The organism is Streptomyces sp. NPDC023838 (assembly GCF_040639555.1).
Taxonomy (GTDB): domain Bacteria; phylum Actinomycetota; class Actinomycetes; order Streptomycetales; family Streptomycetaceae; genus Streptomyces.
In genome coordinates this window covers 50747-76528 of record NZ_JBFAAD010000013.1, presented here as the reverse complement: position 1 = coordinate 76528, position 25782 = coordinate 50747, and the positions used below count along the sequence as shown (strand labels likewise).

At 72.0% G+C, this 25782-nt stretch carries 20 protein-coding genes; 17 read left to right on the top strand and 3 right to left on the bottom strand.

The annotated features are described in order from the left end of the window. Window positions 1-42: 42 nt before the first annotated feature. Complete coding sequence (locus AB0G17_RS18185; protein ID WP_361383081.1) at window positions 43-1125, bottom strand: methyltransferase; 1083 nt, start codon at window positions 1123-1125, stop codon at window positions 43-45. A 385-nt stretch (window positions 1126-1510) separates the two neighbouring features. Between AB0G17_RS18185 and AB0G17_RS18180 the strand changes: the two genes are divergently transcribed. The 9 genes from AB0G17_RS18180 (at window position 1511) to AB0G17_RS18140 (ending at window position 15404) form a co-directional block, all read left to right on the top strand. Beyond that, window positions 1511-2701 (top strand): ScyD/ScyE family protein, encoded by a 1191-nt coding sequence (locus AB0G17_RS18180; RefSeq protein ID WP_361383078.1) that lies wholly within the window; start codon window positions 1511-1513, stop codon window positions 2699-2701. Window positions 2702-2932: 231 nt separating this feature from the next. Beyond that, the gene (locus tag AB0G17_RS18175; protein ID WP_361383075.1) at window positions 2933-3388 is read left to right on the top strand and encodes a carboxymuconolactone decarboxylase family protein; all 456 of its coding nucleotides are present in this window, start codon (window positions 2933-2935) and stop codon (window positions 3386-3388) included. 270 nt (window positions 3389-3658) lie between these two features. Then, window positions 3659-5407: a DUF4192 domain-containing protein gene (locus tag AB0G17_RS18170; RefSeq protein WP_361383072.1), complete on the top strand. Its 1749-nt coding sequence runs from the start codon at window positions 3659-3661 to the stop codon at window positions 5405-5407. A gap of 890 nt (window positions 5408-6297) precedes the next feature. After that, the gene (locus tag AB0G17_RS18165) at window positions 6298-8214 is read left to right on the top strand and encodes a glycogen debranching N-terminal domain-containing protein (protein WP_361383353.1); all 1917 of its coding nucleotides are present in this window, start codon (window positions 6298-6300) and stop codon (window positions 8212-8214) included. A 233-nt stretch (window positions 8215-8447) separates the two neighbouring features. After that, window positions 8448-9218 carry an NUDIX domain-containing protein gene (locus AB0G17_RS18160; protein WP_283141088.1) on the top strand — a complete coding sequence of 257 codons (771 nt, stop codon included), beginning with the start codon at window positions 8448-8450 and terminating at the stop codon, window positions 9216-9218. A gap of 367 nt (window positions 9219-9585) precedes the next feature. Continuing rightward, the gene (locus AB0G17_RS18155; protein WP_361383068.1) at window positions 9586-11478 is read left to right on the top strand and encodes an ATP-binding cassette domain-containing protein; all 1893 of its coding nucleotides are present in this window, start codon (window positions 9586-9588) and stop codon (window positions 11476-11478) included. Between the two features lie 106 nt (window positions 11479-11584). Further along, on the top strand, window positions 11585-12526 hold the full coding sequence (locus AB0G17_RS18150; RefSeq protein WP_361383065.1) for an FCD domain-containing protein: 942 nt from the start codon (window positions 11585-11587) through the stop codon (window positions 12524-12526). A 349-nt stretch (window positions 12527-12875) separates the two neighbouring features. Then, window positions 12876-14420 carry an RNA polymerase sigma factor gene (locus AB0G17_RS18145; protein ID WP_361383062.1) on the top strand — a complete coding sequence of 515 codons (1545 nt, stop codon included), beginning with the start codon at window positions 12876-12878 and terminating at the stop codon, window positions 14418-14420. Between the two features lie 153 nt (window positions 14421-14573). Further along, window positions 14574-15404: a serine protease gene (locus tag AB0G17_RS18140; protein WP_361383059.1), complete on the top strand. Its 831-nt coding sequence runs from the start codon at window positions 14574-14576 to the stop codon at window positions 15402-15404. 98 nt (window positions 15405-15502) lie between these two features. Here AB0G17_RS18140 and AB0G17_RS18135 read toward each other — a convergent pair whose 3' ends face one another. Then, complete coding sequence (locus AB0G17_RS18135; RefSeq protein ID WP_067165114.1) at window positions 15503-15733, bottom strand: hypothetical protein; 231 nt, start codon at window positions 15731-15733, stop codon at window positions 15503-15505. 434 nt (window positions 15734-16167) lie between these two features. On the opposite strand from AB0G17_RS18135, the gene AB0G17_RS18130 reads away from it, so the two are divergent. From AB0G17_RS18130 to AB0G17_RS18105, 6 genes are all read left to right on the top strand, one after another. Further along, a complete protein-coding gene (locus AB0G17_RS18130; protein ID WP_361383056.1) occupies window positions 16168-18288 on the top strand; it encodes a DNA topoisomerase IV subunit B in 2121 nt (706 codons plus the stop codon). Between the two features lie 152 nt (window positions 18289-18440). Continuing rightward, on the top strand, window positions 18441-18956 hold the full coding sequence (locus AB0G17_RS18125) for a DUF1453 domain-containing protein (RefSeq protein WP_361383053.1): 516 nt from the start codon (window positions 18441-18443) through the stop codon (window positions 18954-18956). Continuing rightward, window positions 18953-20128: a histidine kinase gene (locus AB0G17_RS18120; protein WP_361383050.1), complete on the top strand. Its 1176-nt coding sequence runs from the start codon at window positions 18953-18955 to the stop codon at window positions 20126-20128. Before AB0G17_RS18125 ends, AB0G17_RS18120 begins: the two co-directional genes overlap by 4 nt. Beyond that, window positions 20125-20856, top strand: a complete 732-nt coding sequence (locus AB0G17_RS18115) for a response regulator transcription factor (RefSeq protein ID WP_361383047.1) — start codon at window positions 20125-20127, stop codon at window positions 20854-20856. The genes AB0G17_RS18120 and AB0G17_RS18115 overlap by 4 nt, the downstream gene beginning before the upstream one ends. 98 nt (window positions 20857-20954) lie before the next feature. Further along, window positions 20955-21431, top strand: coding sequence for a DUF485 domain-containing protein (locus tag AB0G17_RS18110; RefSeq protein WP_361383044.1), 477 nt, complete (start codon window positions 20955-20957; stop codon window positions 21429-21431). Next, window positions 21428-23026, top strand: coding sequence for a cation acetate symporter (locus tag AB0G17_RS18105; protein WP_361383041.1), 1599 nt, complete (start codon window positions 21428-21430; stop codon window positions 23024-23026). The genes AB0G17_RS18110 and AB0G17_RS18105 overlap by 4 nt, the downstream gene beginning before the upstream one ends. A 186-nt stretch (window positions 23027-23212) precedes the next feature. On the opposite strand, the gene AB0G17_RS18100 is transcribed toward AB0G17_RS18105, so the two are convergent. Then, the gene (locus tag AB0G17_RS18100) at window positions 23213-23902 is read right to left on the bottom strand and encodes a response regulator (protein ID WP_361383038.1); all 690 of its coding nucleotides are present in this window, start codon (window positions 23900-23902) and stop codon (window positions 23213-23215) included. Window positions 23903-24052: 150 nt separating this feature from the next. Between AB0G17_RS18100 and AB0G17_RS18095 the strand changes: the two genes are divergently transcribed. Both AB0G17_RS18095 and AB0G17_RS18090 read left to right on the top strand, forming a co-directional pair. Continuing rightward, window positions 24053-24898: an ABC transporter ATP-binding protein gene (locus AB0G17_RS18095; RefSeq protein ID WP_361383035.1), complete on the top strand. Its 846-nt coding sequence runs from the start codon at window positions 24053-24055 to the stop codon at window positions 24896-24898. Next, entirely contained in the window at window positions 24888-25748 is an 861-nt protein-coding gene (locus AB0G17_RS18090; RefSeq protein ID WP_361383032.1) for an ABC transporter permease, read from the top strand. The genes AB0G17_RS18095 and AB0G17_RS18090 overlap by 11 nt, the downstream gene beginning before the upstream one ends. Window positions 25749-25782 lie beyond the last annotated feature (34 nt).

Sequence of the window (25782 nt, the reverse complement as noted above, 5' to 3'; positions counted from 1 at the left end):
CGCCAGGAGTTTCGTCGTATGCGTACGTGAGGTGACGTAAGGTCAGACCGGGCGCGCCTCGACGATCGAGACGCCGGCGGCGGTCTGCACCACCCGGTCGAGCTGGAAGCCGGTGGCGCGCAGGATCTCCGAGTACTGGCGGGCGGTGCGCTCCTTGCCGCCGACCAGGATCATCAGCCACAGGTCGACGAGCTTCGCCGGGTGCGCCCCGTTGCCCTCCGGAGGCACGAATTCCATGACGAGCAGCCGGCCGTCGGGGCTGATTGCCTCACGAGTGTTCTTGAGGATCTCCAGCGCCTTCGGCTCCGGCCATTCATGCAGAATGTGCTTCAGCAGATAGGCGTCCGCACCGGTCGGCAGTGGACCGAAGAGATCGCCCTTGTCGATCTCGACCCGGTCGACCACGCCCTCTTCCGTGAGAAAACCGTGGGCGCCCAGCTCGTCCGCCCGGGAATCGAAGAGGATGCCCTTCGACTCGGGCGTCTTCTTGAGGATCGCCGACAGCAGACCGCCGCGACCGCCGAACACGTCGACGAGCGTCTTGTACTTGGAGAAGTCGTACGCCGCGAGAATGGGCTCGGTCTCCATATTCGAGAGCGTGCCCATGCCGTTGAGGAAGATCTCCGCGAATTCCGGGTTCTGGCCCAGGTACTCGTACGCGTGCATGCCGCGGTTCTTCTCGAGGCTCGGCTGGCCGGTGCGCACGGTGTGGATGAGCGCACCCCAGTCCTCCCAGCTCGCGGGGTGACCTGTCAACAGAGCCATGTCGCGCATCGACGTCGGCGTGCCGGTGCGCAGCGCGTCGGCCATCGGCGTCAGCTTGAAGCGTCCGTCGCTCTGCTCGCTGAATATCCGGTAGCTGGCGAGGGCGCGCAGCAGGCGGTGGACCGCGTCCGGGTCCGCCTCGATCCGCCGGGCGATCTCCTCCGAGGACAGCGGGCCGTCGGCGAGCTGGTCGGCGATCTTCAGCTCGGCCGCCACGTAGATCGCCTGGGAGACCCAGGCGCCCTGGGCCAGTTCGAGGACGGCGATCGGTGCGGGCACCATCAGCTGGGCGAGGCGCTGCACCCGCGCGCGCACCCCTTCGACGATGCGGACGACTCGGGCGGGCGGAATTGGGGGCATGCGTATCCTCCGTGGGCGGTTGCGCAGCAGTAACAAGAGTCTCAATTACCGGGATACCGGAAACGATGGGCGTCGCCCGGCAGACTCTAGAGCCGCTCCCGGCGGCGAACAACCACTCAACGCGCGAGAAGCAGCCCGGTGTTGGCCGAAATCGATACGGGAGATCATCGCGCGAGTTCGGCGCTGGTGAATTCCGAGCGCGAATCAAGTGTGCAACTGCGGAAAGGGCGCAGTCGGACAGGGCTTACAACTTACCTGTGAATACAGGACGGTTGAGGTAGAAGCGTCTATCGTGGCGCCGGTTGAGTCGGCTCCCAATGACGGGGGCACGCCATGATGAGGGAGAGACATGTCGAGAATACGCAGGTCTTGGAGCGGGGCCTTCGTGGCAGCGGCGGCTGTGGGCACCCTGGCTGTCACGCTGATCCCCGGCCCGGCACAGGCCTCGCCGAAGGAGGCGAAGGCCGCTGCCACCACGAGCGCCAACATTGAGGTCATTGCGAGCAAGCTCAACAACCCCCGCGGCCTCTCCGTCCAGGCGGACGGGACGATCCTGGTCGCCGAGTCGGGCGTGGGCAAGCCGGGCTGCGCGCCGGGCACCAAGTGTGTCGGACTGACCGGTTCCGTCTACCGCGTCAAGGGCGCACAGCAGGGCCGCGTCGTCACCGGCCTGCCGTCCGCCGCGGTGGCCCCGACCAACCCGTACGAGCCGATCTCGGCCGCCGGCCCCAACGACGTGGAGGCCAACGGGTCGGGCTACCTCGTCCTCAACGGCTTCGGCGGCGGTACGGACGACCGTGCCAAGCTCGGCGCGGACGCCGCCAAGCTCGGCACCCTCCAGACGGCGAGCGGCTGGGTCGTCGGCGACCCGGTCAAGCACGAGACGCTGCTCGACCCGGACTGGGTCCTCGGCCACCCGGCCAACGGGGAGGAGGCGTCGATCCACAGCAACCCGTGGCGCTTCGCCCGCAACGGCCGCGGCTTCCTGGTCACGGACGCCGGTGCCAACGACCTGATCGGCGTCGGCTTCGGCGGCCGTACCACGACCGAGGCGATCTTCCCGGACAACGAGCTGCCCGCCCCGGGCGGCGCCGCGGCTCCTTCGGCCAAGGAGAAGAAGGCGCTGGAGTCCCTCGCCCCGCAGACCAAGTCGGTCGCCGCCGACGGGACGGTCAAGGTCCAGTCGGTGCCCAGTGGCATCGTCAAGGGCGCGGACGGCGCGTTCTACATCGCCGACATGGGCGGTCTGCGTCCGGGCGGCTCGCGCATCTGGCGGATCGTGCCGGGCCACCGCGCGGAGGTCTTCGCCAGCGGTCTGACCGCGGTGACCGACCTGGCCGCCGACAAGAACGGCAATCTGATCGCGCTGACGCTCACCGGCGGCTTCCAGCAGCAGGGCCCGCCGCTGCCGGGCAAGCTGAGCCGGATCGACGTCAAGACCAAGGCGGTCACCGAGATCCCGACAGACGGCAAGCTGGCGATGTCCACCGGCCTGGCCGTTGGCCCGGACAACGCGATCTACGTGACCAACAACTCGGTCGGCACGGAAGGTCAGCTGATCAAGATCACCGAGTAGTCCGGACCCGTCCCGTCGGCCCGGTGGGTGACGCGCGGCCCCGCAAGGCTCCTGACGGCCTTGCGGGGCCGCTTCGTCGATCGCCTGCAAAATTCTTCTTCTCCTTCGGTCACACTCCTGCGCCGGGACCCGTCAGACCAGTGACGCGGGATCCCGAGCGATGGGATCGAGCCGCCGTCACCACGGAAAGATCGCTGCAGATCTCTGGTAGATCTCTGAAGGAGAGCAGTCATGGAAGCACGGATGCAGAACCCGGCGATGGTCCTCCCGGACGCGATGCAGGCCATCCAGAGCCTGTACAAGGCCACATACGCGGGCGGCGTCCCGGCGGGTCTGCTCGCGCTGAGCCACCTGCGCGCGAGCCAGATCAATGGCTGCAGCCCCTGTGTGGAGTCGGCTTCCGGCCAGGCGCGCAAGGCGGGCGAGAGCGACGAGAAGATCTTCTCCGTCGGTGCCTGGCGGGAGACCCCCTTCTACACCGACGCCGAGCGCGCGGCGCTGTCGCTCACCGAGCACGTCACGCGGCTCAGCGACCGCGAGGACCCGGTCCCGGACGCGGTGTGGAGCGAGGCCACCAAGCACTTCAACGAGCAGGAGCTCGCGTCGCTGGTGCTGCACATCGCCGTCAGCAACCTGTTCAACCGCCTCAACGCGACGACGAAGCAGCAGGCCGGCCAGAAGTGGTAGGCGCGGCTTAGCGAGGTGTTCGGTACGGCCCGGCGGGACCTGGGCCCGAACCCGAACCCGGACCCCGACCGAGTGGGCGGTGTGGCGGTCGCGAGACGACACGCGACGGTCACACCGCCCCCCGGTGCGCGCACGCAGGTCGCCGCGCACCACAGCGCGCAGATCGGTATGCCGCTCAGTATGCAGATCTTCGGGGTGGCTTGTTTTCGCCTGTGGGCAACGTTATCCACAGGGGTGGTGAGGGGTGGCCGGGCGCGGGACCGTCGAGGCATGAACAAGCGCAACAAGCACCACGAATCGCACGGTTCCCACGGTTTCCACGGCTCTCGCGGTCTGCCCGACGACGACCCGCAGCTCACCCTGCGCAACCCGGCCGAACTGGCCGATGCCCTGCCGTATTTGATGGGCTTCCATCCGACGGACTCGGTCGTGATGGTCGCCCTCCACGGTCGCCGGGGCCGCTTCGGCGGGCGGCTCCGGCTCGGCATTCCCCGAGCGCCGGGGGAGTGGCCGCACGTCGCCGAGCAACTGGCCGAGTGTCTGGTGACGGGGAGCGAGCGGCGGGGGCCGCGCCCGGACGCGATCATCGTGTTCCTCTGCCAGGACCCTGATCCGGCGGGCGAGGTGACGGGCAGTCAGATCATGGAGAGGCTCCGCCCGTTGGCCCAGCTTCTGCGGACGGCCTGCGGCGCCCTGGACGTTCCGGTCCTGGAGGCGCTGTGCATCTCGGACGGGAGGTACTGGTCGTACTGCTGCCCGGACGCGCGCTGCTGCCCGCCCGAGGGGAATGTGCTGGCCCTGCCCGGTACGTCGGTGCTGGCGGCGGCCGCGACGTTCGCCGGGCTCCAAGTGCGGGGCTCCCTGCGGGAAATGGAGACGCGGCTCGCACCGTGGCGGCGCCCGGCGGCGGCCGACCAGGAGCGGGTGCTCGCGGCGGCGGAGGAGGCGCTCGTACCGCGCATCCTGGACGAGGAGGAGCGGCTGCGGGTCGGCGGCGAGACCCTGGACCTGGCGGGCCGCGTGATGCGCCGCCTCTCCGGCGCGCCCCCGGCCACGGGCCGCACGGACGCGGATGCGCTGGACGACAGTCTGATCGCCCACGACGAGGCGGCGGCCCTGGTCCTCGGTCTCCAGGACCGCACGACCCGGGACCGCGCGGCCGAGTGGATGGAGGGCCCGGACGCGGCCCCGGCCCTGCGCCTGTGGCGCGCCCTGGCCCGCCGCTGCGTGGGCCGGTACGGGGAACACGCGGCGGCCCCGCTCACACTGGCGGGCTGGGTGGCCTGGTCCACGGGCGACGAGCCCGCCGCCAGGGTCGCCCTGGGCCTGGCCCTGCGCGCGGACCCCGAGTACCAGTTCGCCCAACTCCTCCACCAGGCCTGCAACCAGGGCCTGGACCCGGAGTCGCTGCGCAGGTGCCTGCGGGAGGAGAGGCGGGAGCGGGATCGGGAGCGGGAGTGCGAGGCGGGGGTGGGGGCGTCGGCCCCGGGTCCGGGTCCGGCTCCGACCCTGGCTGCGGCTGCGGCTGCGGCTGCGGCTGCGGCTCCGGCTCCGGCTTTGGCTCCGACCCCGGCTCCGGCTTTGGCTGCGACTGGGACCGGGGCTGGGGCTGGGACCGGGGCTGGGACGGGGGATGCGGTCGTGGCCCCGGGGCCTGGCGTCCTGGGCTCGGCTTCTGCCCTCGGGGCCGAGATGGGCGGGGCCGTGCCTGCTGTGCCTGCTGTGCCGTCCGCGCCGGGGCTTGTCGGCCCTGTGGGGCCTGGGGCGGCGGTGGAGGAGGGGACGTCCGCCACGGCCGTGCCCGTAGCGCCCGCTCGACGGCCCAAGCTGCGCCGCAAGTCTTTGCTGAACCGGAAGGACGGAGCTGGTGCCTCGTCCCCGGCGAACAGGAGGGACGCCGCGCCTGCCCCCGTCCGTCCCGAGGGGGTGGAGGGTGGCGGCGCCCCGGAAGCGGGGGCCACCCGACGCGGGGCCCGGCGGACGAGCCGGGCGGGGCAGCGGGACGGGACCGGCCGATGACGCCAAGTCCACGCCACGCCGTGTCGCTCCGTGACCCGTGCACGGCCCGCCGCGTTCACGAGGGGGGCGCCGCGCGAGGGCGGTCCGCCCGATCCACGCATGTGGCCGGAGTGCTCGGAAGGCAAGGTATGGCGTTCAATGTCCCTCCCCGGGCCAATCCCCCGTCTCGGGCCGAAGTGCCTGCTCGGGCGGAAGTTCCGTCTTGGGCGGAAGTCCCCGGTCGGGCCGACGTCCCCGGTTGGGCGGAAGTCCCCGCTCGGGCCGAAGTCCCCGGTCAGGCCGAAGTCCCCGGTTGGGCGGAAGTCCCGGCTCGGGCGGAAGTCCCCGCTCGGGCCGAAGTCCCGGCTCGCGCCCCGGTCGGAGGCGGTCCGACCTTGCCCGGAACGGGTCGAGCGCCCGGCGCGGCCACAGGCGCGGGGCCGGACGCACGCGTCGGCGCAGCCGCAGGCCCTGGCTCAGCCCCAGCCGCAGGCGCACGCGTAGGCCCAGACCCAAGTCCAGCCGCAGGCGCAGGCCCAGGCCCGGCCGCACACGTAGGTCCAGGCCCGGCCGCACACGTAGGCCCAGGCTCAGCCGCACACGTACGCCCAAGCCCAGCCGCAGGCTCAGCCGCACGCGTAGGCCCAGACCCAAGTCCAGCCGCGGGCGCAGGCCCAGGCCCGGCCGCACACGTAGGCCCACGCCCGGACCCAGGTCCAGCCCCCGGCCCAGGATCAGCGCGGCGTCCGGCCCCGCCATCGGTACCCCAGGCGCCCCAGGCATCCCGGGCATCCGGCGGGACCGGATCCTCCGGCTTCCGCCCGGGCCCCGGCTCCGGCTCCGGCTTCGGCCCTGGCCCCCGCTTCGGCTCCGGGCCCGGCTTCGGCGAGCTCCCCCCGCTCCACGCGGCTCTGATCTCCGTCGCCCTCCCCGGGCTCGTCGTCTCGGCGGAGCACGGTCAGCTCACCGGCCACGGCTTGGAGGGCTTCTACCGCAACGGTCGCCGGCTGCTCGCGCGCTGCCAGCTGAAGGTGGCCGGGCGGGAGCCGATCGCCCTCCAGGGCAGACCGATATCAGCCGATCGCGCCCGCTTCTTCGCGGTGGTGCGCACCCCGGCCGACAGCGGCCCCGACCCGGAGATCGCGATCGAGCGGCTGCGCCAGGCCGACGGCAGCGAGCGGATCACCCTGCGCAGCTCGTCGCCCCGCCCCCTGCGACTGCCCGTGGAGATCGCGCTCGGCACCGACCTCGCCGACCTGGGCGCGGTCGCGGCGGGCCGGGCCGGACCCGAACTGCCGGGCAGCGTCCACGACTCGGGCATGCGCTGGACGGCCCCCGGCGCACACGCGGTGGTGAGCGCGCACCCGCCCCCGGCCGACGCGCTCGCCTCGGCGGGCGTGCTGCGCTGGGACGTGGAGCTGCCCCCGGGCGGTTCGTACACGATCGAGCTGCACATCCGCACCGACCGCCCCTCCCGGCCGCCCGGCCAAGCCGCGAGCCACCCGCTGCCCCAGGCCGAGGCGGAGGGCGACGACCCCCGGGTCGGGCCGCTGCTCCAGAGCGGCCTCGACGACCTGCGGGCGCTGCTCGTACGGGACCCGGCTCACCCGGTGGACATGTACGCGGCGGCGGGCGTCCCCTGGCGCACCGGCCCGGCCCCGGCCGAGGCGCTGTGGGCCGCACGAATGGCCCTGCCGCTCTCCACCCGCCTGGCGGCCGCGACCCTGCGCGCCGTCTCGCGTACGCAACTCGCGGGCGGCGAAGGGGACTTCGGCCGCATCCCCGGGCCGTTGCGGGACGCGGGGCCCCATCTGCCGCCCAGCTGCACCGGAGTGGAGGCGACGCTCGCGTTCCCCGTGGTGCTCGCCGAGGCCCGCCGCTGGGGGTTGGCCGAGTCCGAGGTGGCCGAGCTGCTGCCGACGGCGGAGCGGTGTCTGCGCTGGCTGCGCGCGTGCGCGGGCGAGGACGGCTATCTCGGCGAGCCGGGCCCGGTGGCGGGTCTGGCGCGGGCCGAGACCCAGGCCCACGCCCACCGCGCCGGCGTCCTGGGCGCGGAGCTGCTGCGGGAGTGCGGCAGACCGGGGGCCGAGGAGTGTGCGGGCTGGGCGGCGGGGCTGCGCGAGCGGTTCCGGGAGGAGTTCTGGATCGAGGACGTCGCGGGCGGGCGCCCGGCAGCGGCCCGTACCGCCGACGGCCGTCACCTGCCACAGCTCGGCGCGGGCGCCGCCCACCTCCTGGACACCGGGCTGCTCGGCGCGGGACGGCTCGCTCCCGGGCTGCTCGACAAGGTGCAGACGGAACAGCTCGCCCGGCTCCTGGGCGGCCCGGCCATGGACTCCGGCTGGGGCCTGCGCGGCCTCGGCGCCAAGGAGCCGGGCTACAACCCGTTCGGCCACCGCGCCGGCGCGGTGCGGGTGTACGACACGGCCGTCGCCGTCGCGGGCCTCGCGGCCGCCGGGTACGAGAAGGAGGCGAGCGCGCTGCTGCGCGGCCTCCTGGACGCGGCCGAGACGTTCGGCTTTCGGCTGCCCGAGATGTACGCGGGGGAGCAGCGCACCGCGGACAGCGCCCCGTTGCCGCACCCGGCCGCGTGCCGCCCGGCCGCCGTCGCCGCGGCCTCGGCGGTCCAGCTGCTCACCACGCTCGCGGGGATCCGCCCGGACGCCCCGGCGGGCACGGTCGCCCTGTGCCCCGTACGGTCGGCGCCGCTCGGGGCGGTGCGGCTGTCGGGGCTGAGTGTCGCGGGGGAGCCGTTCGCCGTGCGGGTCAGCAGGCTCGGCGTCGGCATGGTCGAGCAGGCCGCCGGCCGGCTCCAGTTGGGAGGGTGAGCGGAGTGCTGAGTGAATCCGGTACCGAGGAAGAGGTCACGCCGGTCGTCGGGCCGGGCACTGCGCCGGTCGTCGCGGCGGGGGCGTCGGGCGGGGAGGGCGTCGGGCGCCATGGGGTGAGGAGCCGTGCCCGGGACGCCTCGGGAGGAACCCGTGGGGAAGGTGGTGAAGATGGTCCGACCAGCCGTGCCCGGGGGCGTGTTTATCGTCAGGGAGACGACTATGATCGCTTCATGTCTCCCTACGACCCGTCGGCCTTCCCGCCCTTCGCCGTGACCGTCGACCTGGTCGTGCTCACCGTGCGGCGTCACGCCCTGTGCGCGCTGGTCGTCCGTCGCGGGGAACCACCGTTCCAGGGGCGGTGGGCACTGCCCGGCGGTTTCGTCCGGGGCGACGAGGATCTGTCGGCCGCGGCGGCCCGTGAGCTGACCGAGGAGACCGGACTCTGCGCCCAGGACCCGGCGGCCACCGCCCCGGCCCCGGGCAACGGTGCCCATCTGGAGCAGCTCGCTACGTACGGCGACCCCCGGCGCGACCCCCGGATGCGGGTGGTCAGCGTGGCGCATCTGGCGCTTGCCCCCGATCTGCCCGCCCCGCGCGCGGGCGGCGACGCGCACAGTGCGCGCTGGGCGCCGGTCGAGGACCTGCTCAGCCAGGACGGCGGCTTCGGCCGCGAGGACGAGCAGCCCGCCCCGCTGGCGTTCGACCACGCCCAGATCCTCGCGGACGGGGTGGAGCGGGCGCGTTCCAAGATCGAGTACTCGTCGCTGGCCACGGCGTTCTGCCCGGCCGAGTTCACCGTCGGGGAGCTGCGGCGGGTGTACGAGGCGGTGTGGGGGGTCGCGCTCGACCCCCGTAACTTCCACCGCAAGGTGACCGGCACCCCGGGCTTCCTGGTCCCGGCGGGCGGCACCACGACCCGCCAGGGCGGCCGCCCCGCGCAACTGTTCCGCGCGGGCGGCGCGACGCTGCTGAACCCGCCGATGCTCCGCCCGGAGGTCTGAGCCGGGGGGCCGGGGCGCCCCCGGGCCTGGCCCGGCCGGGACGCCTCCCGGGGCCCGGCCCCGCACCCCGGGGCCCCTACCTCCACGCGCCCCTGCACCCCGCACCCCGGGGCGCCCCGCATCTCCACGCGCCCCGGCCTCCCTACCTCCACGCGCCCCGCGCCCCGGCGTCCCAGACACGCGCCCAGGCCCTGACGCGCGCGCCCTGCACCAAGCGCCCGTACCCCGTGCCCTGCACCCCGCACCGCCAACCCCGGGCACGCGCGTGCCCGGGGTTGCACAAAAAGTCCTAAATGTCGCGTTATGTTACTCCGGTACCCGTCCTCCCGCCGTGCCGTCGAGCGGTCTCACCCCCGCGAGAGAAGCGATGCTCCAGGCCATTGGACTCACCAGCACACCCCGCCGTGACCGTCCGCCCGAGGTGGACGATCTGACCTTCGAGGCCCGCCCGGGCCTGATCACCGCCCTGCTCGGCGCCCCCGGCTCCGGCAAGACCATGGCTCTGCGCCTGATGCTGGAGCTCGAACCGGGCCGGGGCGTCACCTACTTCCGGGGCCGCCAGCTCCACAAGGTCGCCCACCCGGCCCGCGAGGTCGGCACCCTGCTCGGCGACGTGCCGGGCCACCCCGCCCGTACGGTCCGGGGCCAGCTCCGCCTCATGTGCGCGGTCGCCGGGGTCCCGGCCGCCCGCGCCGAGGAGATGCTCCACGTCGTCGGTCTCGACGGCCTGGGGGACCAGCGGCTCGGCACCCTCTCGGTCGGCATGGACCGCAGGCTCGGGCTCGCCGCCGCCCTCCTCGGCGACCCGCACACGCTGCTCCTGGACGAGCCCGCCGAGGGCCTCTCGCCGCGCGAGAACAACTGGCTGTACGGGCTGTTGCGCGGCCACGCACAGCACGGCGGCACCGTGCTGTGCACCTTCGCCGACCCCAAGGAGGCGGCCCGGGTGGCCGACCGGGTGGTCACCATCGACGGGGGCCGCCTCGTCGCGGACCAGGACGCGACCGAGTTCGCGCGCACCCGGCTGCGCCCCCGGGTGGCCGTCGCCACCCCGCACGCGGCCCGCCTCGGCGCCCTGGTCAGCCGCGAGGCCCGCGCCGCACGCCGCTCCGTGGAGGTGGTGGCCGAGGACGGCAACCACCTCTCCGTCTACGGCACGACCTGCGCCGAGGTGGGCGAAACGGCCTTCCGCCACGGCGTCCTGGTCCATCGCCTCACGGAAGAGACCGGCGATACGGGCCCGACAGCGCCCCCGCCCCGCCCGACCCCGCCGCCCGGGCGGGACGCGTCCCCGCCTCTGGCGTCCGACCACCCTCGCCAGTCCGACTCCCAGCCCCTGTCCCCGCCCCCGGGGTCCTTCGCGAATCCCGGCGCCTGCCCGTCCCCGTCCCAGGACGCCCGCCCGTGCCCGACACCGGCGTCCACCTCCCGCGCCGCCGCCGCAGCCACGGCCCCCGCCCCCCACCCCCCGATCACCCCCGCCCTGCCCCGCACCCCTCTCCGCCCCCTCCGCTACGAGCTCCGCCGTCTGCTCGGTGTGCGCACCACGTACCTCCTCGTCGGTGCCGTGCTCGTCGCGTCGGTCGCGCTCGCCGTGGTGCTCGGGCGAGCCGGGCACACGACGCTGCCGCACCTCGCCGTCGCCTGGCCGGGGCTGTTGCCGCTGCCGCCCGCGGCGATCGGCGCCGGGGTCCTCGGCGCGCTCGCGTTCGGCGAGGAGTACCGCTATCCCGCGCTCGCCGCCGATCGCGGCACCGTCCCGCGCAGGCTCGGGCTGCTGCTCGCCAAGCTCGCCGTGTCGGCCGCCACCGCCCTCCTGCTGGCCGTGCTCACCGTCGCCCTGGACGCGCAGGCCCTGCGGCTGGTGTACGGCGGCGACTTGGTGCGCATCCCGCCGGACTGGCCCTCGCTGGCGGCGAGTTGGGCGGGGCTCACCGTCGGCTGCGCCTGGGCCGGGCTGCTCGCGTCCGGCATCTTCCGGGCCACCGCGGCCGGACTCGCCGCCGTCCTGGCGGTGCCGGTCGCCGTCGTACCCCTCGTACAGAAGGCGCTGTCGGCTCCGCAGGCGCGTTCGGTCGTCGGACTGCCGGCCCGGCTGCGGGACGTGGCCTGGCTGCGCTGGCCGCACATGCTGGACAACGGGCTCGCCGCGGCGCTGCACCTGCTCGCCCGGCCACAGGGCGCGGCCCTCGCGCTGTCGCTCTCCGTGCTGCTCTGCGCCTACGTGGTCACCGGCCTTCGCGGGAGGGCCCGTTGGTGACCCCGTCCTGACCTCGGCGTATGCGGATGGCCGCAACTCCCCAGGGAATGCACGCTTCTTTCCGATAAAGCGTCAATTGCGAGGGGTGCGGCGATCACCCTTTCGTGTGCTTTTCACCAAAGACCTCAAGGGCCGTGGAAGTCCCGCCGACAAAGGATGCGTGAGTACCCTTGCGCACACCATGATGACCACCGCCCGCGCCGCCGACACCGGCCTCGCAGGACCGGGCGAACTCGACCGCTACCCCTTCGCGGAGGCGCGTGGCGCCGACCGCGTCTCCCTCCCCGCCTGGGACGGGGGCGACGCAGACCTCGGCAGGGTGAGCCGCCGCGCGGCGGGCAGCCGCGGGCGAGGACTGCACGGCCAACTCGTCCAGCAGCTCGGCCAGATGATCGTCTCCGGCGATCTCGGAGCCGACCGCCCGCTGGTCCCCGAGGAGATCGGCCAGCGCTTCGAGGTCTCCCGGACCGTCGTCCGCGAGTCCCTCCGCGTACTGGAGGCCAAGGGCCTGGTCAGCGCCCGCCCCAACGTCGGCACCCGGGTCCGCCCGGTCAGCGACTGGAACCTGCTGGACCCCGACATCATCGAGTGGAGGGCCTTCGGCCCGCAGCGCGACGACCAGCGGCGCGAGCTCAGCGAGCTGCGCTGGACGATGGAGCCGCTGGCCGCCCGGCTCGCGGCGGGACACGGCCGCGAGGACCTCCAGCAGCGCCTCGGCGACATGGTCGAGATCATGAGCCACTCCCTCGCCCAGGGTGACGTGATCACCTTCTCGCGCGCCGACGCCGAGTTCCACTCCCTGCTGATCCAGGCCGCGGGCAACCGCATGCTGGAGCACCTCTCCGGCATCGTCGGCGCCGCCCTCCAGGTCTCCGGCGGCCCGGTCACCGGCTGTGACCGCCCCTCGGACGCCGCGCTCACCCACCACGCCCGGATCGTGGACGCGCTGGCGGCCGCCGACGGCCCGGCGGCCGAGGCGGCCATGCGGCAGCTGCTCACCGTCCACCCCGAGGTCGAGCGCGTCGTTCCGGCGCCGCGCGAGCACTGACGGCGGAGCGCGGGCGGGCGCGGGCCCGGAACGCCCCGCCCTCAGGAAGCACGCGTCGCCGGACCTCGGGGGGTCCGGCGACGCGAAAGCGGATAGTTTGGACCCCTGTGGCCGTTCTGTCGTATATGGGGTGTGACTCGGGCCACGTAGATTGGGCGTAACACTCCTCGGAACCGTGCGATGACCTAAGAGGTAACAGCCGAGGAAGGAATACAGCCGCCGCTCGCGGCGCTGTGCAGCTCCGAGGTTCAGCCCGCGCCGTCGGCACAATCCCCAGCCGACGGTCGTCGGCTCCGGCCCGATCATGGGCGGGGCCGGAAGCCGTTTCCATCGTTCCGAGAGGTTGTTCGTGTCGGCCAGCACATCCCGTACGCTCCCGCCGGAGATCGCCGAGTCAGAGTCTGTGATGGCGCTCATCGAGCGGGGAAAGGCTGATGGGCAGATCGCCGGCGATGACGTGCGTCGGGCCTTCGAAGCCGACCAGATTCCGCCAACCCAGTGGAAGAATGTTCTGCGCAGCCTCAACCAGATCCTCGAGGAAGAGGGTGTGACGCTGATGGTCAGTGCCGCGGAATCTCCCAAGCGCACCCGGAAGAGCGTCGCAGCGAAGAGCCCGGCGAAGCGCACCGCCACCAAGACCGTCGCGGCCAAGACGACCGTGACCAAGACGGTCGCGGCCAGCGCGGCCCCGGCCGCCGAGAGCGTGGACGTGTCGGCGGACGACGCCGAGGCGCCCAAGAAGGCCGCCGCCAAGAAGACGGCCGCGAAGAAGACCGTCGCCAAGAAGGCCGTGGCCAAGAAGACGGCCGCGAAGAAGACCGCCGGCAAGAAGGGCGACGAAGAGGTCATCGAGGGCGAGGAGCTCCTCGAGGACGTCGCGCCCGGCAAGGGCGACGAAGAGGAGGCCGAGGGCGAGAACAAGGGCTTCGTCCTCTCCGACGACGACGAGGACGACGCTCCCGCTCAGCAGGTCGCCGTCGCCGGTGCCACCGCCGACCCGGTCAAGGACTATCTGAAGCAGATCGGCAAGGTCCCGCTGCTCAACGCCGAGCAGGAGGTCGAGCTCGCCAAGCGCATCGAGGCCGGCCTGTTCGCCGAGGACAAGCTCTCAGCCGCCGACAAGCTCGCCCCCAAGCTCAAGCGCGAGCTGGAGATCATCGCCGAGGACGGCCGCCGCGCCAAGAACCACCTGCTGGAGGCCAACCTCCGCCTCGTGGTCTCGCTGGCCAAGCGCTACACGGGCCGCGGCATGCTCTTCCTGGACCTGATCCAGGAGGGCAACCTCGGTCTGATCCGCGCGGTCGAGAAGTTCGACTACACCAAGGGCTACAAGTTCTCCACGTACGCCACCTGGTGGATCCGTCAGGCGATCACCCGCGCGATGGCCGACCAGGCCCGCACCATCCGTATCCCGGTGCACATGGTCGAGGTCATCAACAAGCTCGCGCGCGTGCAGCGCCAGATGCTCCAGGACCTGGGCCGCGAGCCCACCCCGGAGGAGCTGGCCAAGGAGCTCGACATGACCCCGGAGAAGGTCATCGAGGTCCAGAAGTACGGCCGCGAGCCGATCTCCCTCCACACCCCTCTGGGTGAGGACGGCGACAGCGAGTTCGGTGACCTCATCGAGGACTCCGAGGCGGTCGTCCCGGCCGACGCGGTCAGCTTCACGCTCCTCCAGGAGCAGCTGCACTCGGTCCTCGACACCCTGTCGGAGCGCGAGGCGGGCGTGGTCTCCATGCGCTTCGGCCTCACCGACGGCCAGCCGAAGACCCTGGACGAGATCGGCAAGGTCTACGGAGTGACGCGTGAGCGCATCCGTCAGATCGAGTCGAAGACCATGTCGAAGCTCCGCCACCCGTCGCGCTCGCAGGTGCTGCGCGACTACCTCGACTAGGTCGAGATCGTACGTACGTCGTACGAGTCGTACGTGAACGAGGGCCCGGTTTCCGTGAAGGAGCCGGGCCCTCGCGCGTGTCCGAGCGGGTGCGGGCCGTCGATTGCTCGTTGACTCTGGGTGTGCCCGTGTCACCCGGAGTCAGGAGACCGTATGCGACGCCCCACCGTCCGAGCGCTGCGCGGGGTGCTGGCGCTCACCGCTGCCGCGACCGCTGTACCGCTGGCCGCGGCCGTGCCCGCCGCCGCCGACAGTGTGGTCATCGGGGGCACGCCCGCCTCCATCGAGGAGAATCCGTACGCCGTCGCGCTCTCCAGCCGTACCCGGTTCGGGGGTACGCGTGCGGGTCAGTTCTGCGGGGGCGCGGTGGTCGAGCCCACCAAGGTGGTCACCGCCGCGCACTGCCTCAGCAAGGAGGTGCTCGGCGCCAACGGGGTACGGGACCTCAAGGTGATCGCTGGCCGCTCCGAGCTGCGCGGCAGCAAGGGGCAGGAGGTCCTCGTGCGGGACACCTGGGTCAACCCCGGCTACGACCCGGTCAGCAACGTCGGTGACCTGGCGGTGCTCACCCTGGCGAGCGCGCTGCCGGAGTCGTACGTCATCGGGCTGGCCGGGCCGGGGGACCCCGCGTACGCGCCGGGCACCGCCGCGACCGTGTACGGCTGGGGCGACACCTCGGGGCGGGGCAGTTACGCCTCGGCGCTGCGGTCGGCCCGGGTCCAGGTCCTGTCGGACGAGGCCTGTGAGCGCGCCTACCCGGGGAACTCGGACGGCAAGTACCTGAGCCCCACCATGCTGTGCGCGGGCGATCTCAGGGGCGGCCACGACGCCTGCCAGGGCGACAGCGGGGGGCCGCTGGTCGCCGGTGGGCGCCTGATCGGTCTGGTCTCCTGGGGCAGCGGCTGCGGGCAGGCGCAGAGCCCGGGGGTGTACACCCGGATCTCCGCCTTCGTCGCCCCGTCACGGAACGCGGCTCCCCTGTAGCGGAGCGCGGGCATGAGAACGGGCGGCCGCCCCCGCGTACGGGGGCGGCCGCCCGTCGCCGGTCCTGGACCGGCCCTGGCTCGTCGTCAGTGCGAGGTTCAGCGATCCTCTTCGCCTGCGGATTCGGGCACCGCGGTGAGGCGGTCCGTCTCGTCCTGTATCTCAGCGGCGATCTTCTTCAGTTCCGGCTCGAACTTGCGTCCGTGGTGAGCACAGAAGAGCAGTTCGCCGCCGCTGGTCAGAAGGACACGCAGGTATGCCTGTGCGCCGCAGCGGTCGCAACGGTCAGCGGCCGTCAGGGGGCTCGCGGGGGTCAGAACAGTAGTCACGTCGCCTCTTCTCTAGCTCGACGAGCTGTCGTACCAGGGTCAACATCCAACCAGGCCGAAAACGTTCCCGCTCGTGCCTTTTCCTCGAAACTTCTTGGTCAAGGTGGCTGTCTGCTGCCGGTTGGCGGCGAATGAGCCGTATTGCGTTGCTTTACGGTTTCGCGTTGCTTGTCTCGGTTTGTCCCTCCCGGCAGGGTTGCCGGTTGTTCATGAGGACGTGCCCGGAGCCTAAATGGTTCATGCCTGGATGGGAACGTGATATCCGCATCACTCCAGCGAGGGATCGAACAGGTATACGACGCTGGACTAGCATGAGTATTGCCGAGGGTGGCGTGACAACGGCTCTACCAGGCCTCGGTACCCTCTGACCGGCGACCGACGCCGGCCCCCTACCCATCAGGGGGCGAATTGAAATTCAGCGAGGAGCGAACTGCGTGACCGCCGAGACGTCCGTTCCGTCCACTGCGCTGCTGTCCGGCGCCGACCGGGACGGCTCCAACTACACCGCGCGGCACCTGCTCGTCCTTGAAGGCCTCGAAGCGGTCCGCAAGCGCCCCGGCATGTACATCGGCTCGACCGACAGCCGCGGCCTGATGCACTGCCTCTGGGAGATCATCGACAACTCCGTCGACGAGGCCCTGGGCGGGTTCTGCGACTTCATCGAGGTGATCCTGCACGACGACGGCTCCGTCGAGGTGCGCGACAACGGCCGGGGCATCCCGGTCGACGTCGAGCCCAAGACCGGTCTGTCGGGCGTCGAGGTCGTCATGACCAAGCTGCACGCCGGCGGCAAGTTCGGTGGCGGCTCGTACGCCGCCTCGGGCGGTCTGCACGGCGTGGGCGCGTCCGTGGTGAACGCGCTCTCGGCCCGCCTCGACGTCGAGGTCGACCGCAACAGCGCGACGCACGCGATCAGCTTCCGGCGCGGCACGCCCGGGATGTTCACCGAGCAGGGCCCCGACGCGCCCTTCGATCCGTCGAGCGGGCTGATCAAGGGCAAGCGGGTGCCCAAGACCCGCACCGGCACGCGCATCCGCTACTGGGCGGACCGCCAGATCTTCCTCAAGGACGCGAAGCTCTCCCTGGAGACGCTCCACCAGCGCGCGCGTCAGACCGCCTTCCTGGTCCCCGGCCTGACCATCGTCGTACGCGACGAGCGCGGCCTGGACGGCGAGGGCAAGACGGAAGAGACGTTCCGCTTCGACGGCGGGATCAGCGAGTTCTGCGAGTACCTGGCGCAGGACAAGGGCGTCTGCGACGTGCTGCGGCTCACCGGCCAGGGCACCTTCAAGGAGACCGTCCCGGTCCTGGACGACCGCGGCCACATGACCCCCACCGAGGTCACCCGCGAGCTGGTCGTGGACATCGCGCTGCGCTGGGGCACCGGGTACGACACCAATCTGAAGTCGTTCGTGAACATCATCGCCACCCCCAAGGGCGGCACGCACGTGACCGGCTTCGAGCGCTCGGTCACCAAGACCGTCAACGAGGTGCTGCGCTCCGCGAAGCTGCTGCGCGTCGCCGAGGACGACGTCGTCAAGGACGACGCCCTGGAGGGCCTCACGGCGGTGGTCACCGTCCGGCTCGCCGAGCCGCAGTTCGAGGGCCAGACCAAGGAGGTGCTCGGCACCTCGGCGGCCAACCGGATCGTCGCCAATGTGGTCGCCAAGGAGCTCAAGGCGTTCCTGACCTCCACCAAGCGCGACGCCAAGGCGCAGGCCCGGGCGGTGCTCGACAAGATCGTGGCCGCGGCCCGGACCCGGATCGCCGCCCGGCAGCACAAGGAGGCGCAGCGTCGCAAGACCGCTCTGGAGTCCTCCTCGCTGCCGGCCAAGCTGGCCGACTGCCGCAGCGACGACGTGGAGCGCAGCGAGCTCTTCATCGTCGAGGGCGACTCCGCGCTCGGCACCGCCAAGCTCGCCCGGAACTCGGAGTTCCAGGCGCTGCTGCCGATCCGCGGCAAGATCCTCAACGTTCAGAAGGCGTCCGTCTCGGACATGCTGAAGAACGCCGAGTGCGGCGCGATCATCCAGGTCATAGGAGCGGGCTCGGGCCGGACCTTCGACATCGACGCGGCGCGGTACGGCAAGATCGTGCTGCTCGTCGACGCCGACGTCGACGGCGCCCACATCCGCATCCTGCTGCTGACCCTCTTCCAGCGCTATATGCGCCCGATGGTCGAGGCGGGCCGGGTCTTCGCCGCTGTGCCGCCGCTGCACCGCATCGAGCTGGTCCAGCCCAAGAAGGGCCAGGACAAGTACGTGTACACGTACTCGGACAACGAGCTGCGCCAGACCCTGCTGGAGTTCCAGCGCAAGGGCGTCCGGTACAAGGACTCCATCCAGCGCTACAAGGGCCTCGGCGAGATGGATGCCGACCAGCTGGCGGAGACCACGATGGACCCGCGGTTCCGCACCCTGCGCCGCATCAACATCGGCGACCTGGAGGCCTCCGAGCAGGTCTTCGATCTGCTGATGGGCAATGAGGTGGCGCCCCGCAAGGAGTTCATCACCAGCTCGGCGGCGACGCTGGACCGCTCGCGCATCGACGCGTAGCCGCAGAGGGTGGCTGGGGTGGCGTGTCCACCCGTGGGTGGAGCCGAGAGCTCCACCCACGTTCAACCCCTGCTCCGATGTGTCCGACCAGGCCGTTTCCGTAACTTCGATGGCGTAGGGAAGTCCTGCCGTCGTCGTTCCGGAGGCCCGAGATGTCCGCGCTCGTGAATGTGCTGGTGGCGGTGGCCGTCGTCGCACTGATCGTCTCGCGCCAGGTGCGGCCCCAGCAGCTGGCCGACGCCAAGCGCTGGTGGCTCGTCCCGGCGGTCCTGGTTTACCTGGCCATAAGGGAAAAGGGCCTGGTCGACCCGGGCCACCACCTGGCCTCGGCGCTGCTGCTCGGCACCGAGATCGCGACCGGGCTGCTCATGGGCGCGGCCTGGGGCTGGACCAGCAAGCTGTGGACCGGGGCGGACGGCTCGGTGTGGACCAAGGGGACCAGGGCGACCGCGGCGGTCTGGGTCGTGGGCATCGCCGTCCGGGCGGGGCTCGCGGGCATCGGCGCCCTGGCGGGGATACGGATGGGCACGGGCGCCCTGCTGCTGGGCCTGGCGGCCTCGCTCCTGGTCCGCAGCGGGATCCTGGTGTGGCGGGCTCAGTCACTGCCCGCGTCGTACGGTGTTGCTGCCGACGGCCCGGCCCGGCCGCTGTGGAAGGACCGCGTGTGACCACCGACGTCTGGTTCACCTGGCCCTCGCGGGAGGCGCTCTCCCACGAGGGGCTCAGCCGCGCACGGCTGGGCATCATGTGGGGCGTGCGCGGGGTGCTGCTCGGCGGGATGCTGTGGACGGCGATCAGTGAGAAGGGGCCGGGAGGCTGGTCCTGGGCCGTGGGCATCGCCATGGTTCTGGTCCTGGTCGTGCTGGCCCGGGCCTTCTGGCAGCAGACGCTCGCCCACCGGCTGTGGCCCTCGCTGGGGCTGCTCGCGCTGCTGATGGCCTCGGCGCTGGCGGCGCAGCAGACCGACTGGCACATCTTCGCGATCATCGTGTGGTGCGGCTGCGCGGTCTCCGCCCTGGAGCGGCTCCCACTGGGCGCCGCAGTCCCCTGCACCCTGGTGGCCCTCGGGGCGTACGCGGTGGTGAACACCGACGGCTGGCTGACCAGCGCTCTCACCACCGCGGGCCTGGGGCTCGCCGGATATGTGCTGCGGCTGGACGCGGAGGCGCGGGGCAGCGCCCAGCGGCTGCTCGCCCAGGAGCGGGCCGCCCGGGCCGCCGAGGCCGAGTCGGCCGCGCTCGCCGAGCGGGCCAGGATCGCCCGCGAGATCCACGATGTGCTGGCGCACAGCCTCTCCGCCCAGCTGGTGCACCTGGAGGCGGCCCGGCTGATGATCGAGCGCGAGCCCGCCGGGGACTTCCGGGACAGGATCCTGGAGCGGGTGGTCGCGGCCCGGTCGATGGCGCGGGAGGGTCTGGCCGAGACCCGGCAGGCGCTCTCCGCGCTGCGCGGCGAGATCACGCCGGTCGAGGACTTCCTGCACACGCTCGTCGACGGGGGCGGCCCCGGCGGCTCGGCCGGGGTCGAAGTGGCGGGGGATCGGCGGCCGTTGACGGCGGAGGCGTCCCAGGCGGTGCGGCGTGTGGCGCAGGAGGCCCTGACCAATGTGCGCAAGCACGCGCCGGGTGCCGCCGTGGCCGTCCGGCTGGAGTATCTGCCGGACGAAGTGGCCCTGGAGGTACGGGACTCGGGCGGCGGCCGGGTCGCCGAGGAACTGGCAGTCAGCGGTTCCGGATACGGTCTGCTGGGGATGAGGGAACGCGCCGAACTGCTCGGCGGGACCCTGGAAGCGGGACCGGAGGAAGAGGGCTTCGTGGTGCGGCTGAGGGTGCCGGCATGACCGGTGAAGGGGGCGGTGTGACCGAGGGCGGTTTTGGGGGCGGGCCCGGAGGCGGGAGCCGCGCGATCCGCGTGGTCGTGGCGGACGACCAGTCGGTGGTGCGCGAGGGGATCGTGATGCTTCTCGGGCTGCTGCCCGGGGTCGAGGTGGTGGGCGCGGCCAGGGACGGCGAGGAGGCGGTGACGCTGGTCGCCGAAGTGGCCCCGGACGTCGTCCTGATGGACCTGCGGATGCCGCGCTGCGACGGGGCCGAGGCCACCCGCCGCATCCGCTCCGCGTATCCGGGTACGCAGGTCGTGATCCTGACGACCTACGCCGACGACGACTCGCTCTTCCCGGCGCTGCAGGCTGGGGCGCGCGGGTATCTGACCAAGGACGCGGGCGGCGACGAGATCGTCAAGGCGATACAGGACGTGCTGGCCGGGCAGGCCGGTCTGGCGCCCTCGGTGCAACGGCGACTGCTCGAACGGGTGACGGCGCCCCCGTCCCCCGCGGCTCCGGCGGTGCTGCCCGACGGGCTCACCGGCCGCGAGGGCGAGGTGCTCGGCCTGGTCGCGGAAGGCCTGTCCAACCCGGAGATCTCCCGCGCGTTGCACATCTCCACCGCGACGGTGAAGACGCACATCAACAACATCTTCGCCAAGACCGGAGCGAGGGACCGGGCGCAGGCCGTGCGGTACGCCTATCAGCACGGCCTCACGCGGCCACCCGGTTCGGACATCACCTAATGGGGTGAAGAGGGGGCGTTGAAGAGTGCGGGGGCGTCCCGTCTGCCCATCCTTGGGCACGCGGCCGAAGAGGGCCGTGGACTAAGGAGTGTTGTTCGGTGGAGAAACAGGAACGGCACGAACCGGCGGCGGCTCGGATCGACGACCCTTGGTACGACGCGCTTGCCTCCGGGTGGGGCGAGCTGGACGCCACGGTGCCCGCGTTCGCCCCGCCGTGGCAGCGGGCGGCCGAGCCGGAGCCGGGGCGCAGCGCGGCCGAGATCTATCTGGAGGTGCAGCGCAGCGCCGCGTTCCAGGAGGTGCGCAGCCGTTATCGCAGGTTCGTGGTCCCGGCTGTGATCGCGTTCCTCGCCTGGTACATCGCGTATGTCGTCGCCGCGACCACCGCACCGGGCCTGATGGCCCGTCAGGTGAGCGGGGCGGTCAATGTCGCCATGGTCGCCGGGCTCGGCCAGTTCCTCTCCACCTTCCTGCTGACTTGGGCGTACGCCCGTCATGCGCGGCTGCGCCGGGACCGGGCCGCGCTCGAACTGCGCTGGGACACCCAGGAGATGACACGGGGGATGGCCAGGTGAGCGTCGGCAGGGACCATCAGGCGCTGGCGCTGCTGCTGTTCAGCGCGTTCGTGGCGGCGACGCTGGCCATCACCACCTGGGTGAGCCGCAACCGGCACGGGTCGGCGGAGGAGTTCTATGCGGGGGGTCGGCTGTTCTCCCCCATGGAGAACGGTTTCGCCATCGCCGGCGACTACATGTCGGCTGCCTCGTTCCTGGGGATCTCCGGGCTCATCGCGCTCTTCGGGTACGACGGGATGCTCTACTCCGTCGGGTTCCTGGTGGCCTGGCTGGTGGTGCTGCTGCTGGTGGCCGAACTGGTCCGCAACTGCGGGCGGTTCACCCTCGCCGATGTGATCGCCGCCCGGATGAGCGAGCGCCCGGTGCGGATCGCGGCGGGAACTTCCTCGGTCACCGTGTCCGTTCTCTATCTGGTGGCGCAGATGGTCGGCGCGGGCAGTCTGGTGGCGCTGCTGCTCGGCGGCTCCAGCGGCGCGGCTCGTGCGTGGACCGTCATCGGCGTGGGCGCGCTGATGGTGATCTATGTGTCGCTCGGCGGGATGAGGGCGACCACCTGGATCCAGATCGTGAAGGCCGTCCTCCTCATGGCCGGAGCGGTCACGCTCACCGTGCTGGTGCTGATGCGCTTCCACGGAAACATCAACCTGCTGCTCAACACGGCGGCCGAACGGAGCGGCCACGGAAAGGAGTTCCTCTCCCCGGGGCTCAGATACGGCGGTGGCTGGACCGCGCGGCTCGACTTCATCAGCCTGGGCCTGGCCCTGGTGCTCGGTACGGCGGGGCTGCCGCACATCCTCTCCCGCTTCTACACGGTGCCGACCGCCCGGGCCGCGCGCCGCTCGGTCGTCTGGGCGATCTGGCTCATCGGCGGCTTCTATCTGATGACCATCGTGCTCGGCTTCGGCGCGGCCGCCGTGGTCGGCTCCGCCGAGGTGAGGTCCGCGAACGCGGCGGGGAACACGGCCGTACCGCTGCTGGCGCTCGATCTGGGCGGCGGCGCGGCTTCCACAGGCGGAACGGTTCTCTTCGCGGTCGTGGCCGCGGTGGCCTTCGCGACCATCCTGGCCGTCGTCGCCGGGATCACGCTCGCCTCCTCCGCCTCCGTCGCCCATGACCTGTACGCCTCGCTGCGGCGGCGGCACGCCAAGCAGCACGGCGAGGTGGCGGTGGCCCGGGTCGCCGCCGCCGGGATCGGGGCGGTCGCCATCTGCCTAGGGCTGCTGGCCCGGGACCTGAACGTGGCGTTCCTGGTCGGGCTGGCCTTTGCGGTGGCGGCCTCGGCCAATCTGCCCGTGCTGCTCTACTCGCTGTTCTGGCGGAACTTCACCACCCGGGGCGCGGTCTGGTCGGTCTACGGCGGGCTGGTTCCGGCGCTGGTCCTGGTGGTGCTCTCGCCGGTGGTCTCGGGCGGGCCCCATGCGCTGTTCCCCGGGGTGGACTTCCAGTTCTTCCCGCTGGAGAACCCGGGCCTCGTCTCCATCCCGCTGGGCTTCCTGGCCGGCTGGCTGGGCACGCTGACCTCCGCCGAGCCGCCGGACGAGGCCCGCCACGCAGAGACGGAGGTGCGCTCGCTGACGGGGGCGGGCGCGGTCTAGCGGCCCGGCAGGATCGATCCTCCCGAGGTCAGGGACACGCGGATCCTCCCGAGGTCAGGGCCGCGCGGCCAGGAACCCGGCGCCGGGGACGCGCACCGGGGCCGCCCGGCTGTCGGCACCTCTGGCCCGGCGCCCTCTGGCCCGGCGCCCTCCGGCCCGTCGCTGCCGGGTCCGTGCCGCTGTCCCTCACACCGCCCAGGCGTACCGGTGTTCCGGGCGGCCCGTCTCCCCATACCGCAGGGAGAGGCGCAGGCGGCCGGACTGTTCCAGGAGCCGGAGGTACCGCTGGGCGGTGGAGCGGCTCAGGCCGGTGCGCCCCGCGACCTCGTGGGCCGAGAGCGGATGGTCCGCGTGGTGCAGCACCTCGCGGATCAGCTCCGCCGTCGGCAGGGAGTGGCCGCTGGGCAGTCCGGGGGCGGTCGTGGCGGTCCGCAGCGCCCCGAAGATCCGGTCGACCTGGTCCTGTCCGGTGCCCTCGGCGCCGTCCTCCCCGGCCCGGTCCACGGTGCGGCGCAGGGTCGCGTACGCGTCGAGTTTGTTCCGCAGGCTCGCGAAGGTGAACGGCTTCACCAGGTAGTGCAGTGCGCCGTGGCGCATCGCGGCCTGGACGGTGGCCACGTCGCTGGCCGAGGTCACCATGATCACATCGGTGTGGTGGCCGAGCTGGCGCATCCGGCGGACCAGTGAGAGGCCGGTCTCGTCCGGCAGGAAGTGGTCGAGCAGCACCAGGTCGACCCGGTGGCGTTCCAGCGTCGCCAGCGCCTGGGCGGCGCTGTGCGCGCGGGCGACGACCCGGAACCCGGGAACCTTCCCGACGTACGCCGCGTTGATCTCGACGACACGGAAGTCGTCGTCCACGACAAGGACGTCTATCAACGTGCTTCCTTCCCGTCCGTTTCCCTCCCCGTCGAATCCCCGCAGTTGTAGCGCGAGCAAAACGAGCACAACAGGGGTCAGTGAGCAGAAGTGTGTCTTGCGCCCACAAGGCTGCCGCTGTGCCCCGCGCCACATCTACGGTCCCGCTCCATGAGCACAGAGCAGAGGGGCAAAGAGCACAGAAGCCCCGACCGAAGCCCCGCCATCGAGTTGCTGAGCGCGAGCAAAGCGTTCCGTACGCCGTCCGGGGCGCTGCACACGGCCGTGCGGGACCTGGACCTGACCGTGGAGCGGGGTGAGTTCGTCGCCGTGGTCGGTCCCACCGGCTGCGGGAAGTCGACGACCCTGACCCTGGTCAGCGGCTTGGAGGAGCCCACCGAGGGCGAGGTCCTGGTGGCCGGGGAGCCGGTCGACGGCATCGGCGACAAGGTGGGCTTCGTCTTCCAGCAGGACGCGGTCTTCCCTTGGCGGACCGTCCTGTCGAACGTGATGGCGGGGCCGCGCTTCCGGGGCGCGTCCAAGGCGGAGGCCAGGGAGCGGGCCCGCGCATGGCTGGACCGGGTCGGACTCGCCTCCTTCGAGGACCGCTATCCGCACCAGCTCTCCGGCGGCCAGCGCAAGCGCGTCGCCCTCGCCGCGACCTTCGTCAACGACCCCGAGATCCTGCTGATGGACGAGCCGTTCTCGGCGCTCGACGTACAGACCAGGGCGCTGATGTCCGACGAACTTCTCGACCTGTGGTCCGGAACGGGTTCCTCCGTCGTCTTCGTCACCCATGACCTGGAGGAGTCGATCGCCCTCGCCGACAAGGTCGTCGTGATGACCGCGGGCCCCGCGACCGTCAAGCAGGTCTTCGACATCGACCTGCCGCGCCCCCGCAAGGTCGAGTCGATCCGGCTGGAGCCCCGGTTCATCGAGATCTACCGGGAGATCTGGGAGTCGCTCGGCGAAGAGGTCCGCATCACCCGGGAGCTGGGTGCCGCCGATGTCGCCTGACACGATCGCCGCAGCCCCGGTCAAGCCCGCCGAACGCACCAGGGCACGGGCGCGCGCCGCACGCAACCGGCGCTTCCTCGTTCACGGAAGCCGCGTCCTGCTGTTGGTCGCCGTGATCGCGCTCTGGGAGACCCTGGCCCGCACCAAAGCCATCGACCCCTTCAACTTCTCGATGCCGTCGAAGATCTGGGAGCAGATACGCGACTGGGCCGTGCACGGCACCGCGCAGGGCTCCCTTTGGGAGCAGATCTGGTACACGCTGTACGAGGCGCTCCTCGGCTGGATCATCGGCGTCCTGGGCGGTGTCGTCCTCGGCATCACCCTCGGCCGGATCCGCTTCCTCGCCGATGTCCTCGGCCCGTACATAAAGGTCCTCAACGCGATCCCGCGCATCGTGCTCGCGCCGATCTTCCTCATCTGGTTCGGGCTCGGCCCGGCCTCGAAGGTCGCCTCGGCGGTCGTGCTGGTCTTCTTCCCGGTCTTCTTCAACGCGTTCCAGGGCGCCCGCGAGGTCGACCGCAATCTGGTGAACAACGCCCGCATCCTGGGCGCGAGCAACCGCCGGGTCACCCTCCAGGTCGTCGTCCCCTCCGCCACGTCCTGGATCTTCACCAGCCTCCACGTCAGCTTCGGGTTCGCACTGATCGGCGCGATCGTCGGCGAGTACATCGGCGCGACCAAGGGCCTCGGGCTGCTCGTCGCCGCCTCGCAGGGGACGTTCAACGCCGCCGGTGTGTACGCGGCGATGGTCATCCTCGCGGTCGTCGCCCTGCTCACCGAGGGGCTGCTCACCTTCGCCGAACGCCGGCTGTTCCGCTGGCGGCCCGCCGAGCCCGGCGCCGAACGCTGACGGCTCCGCCCCGGACGACCGCCCTGGCCCTCCC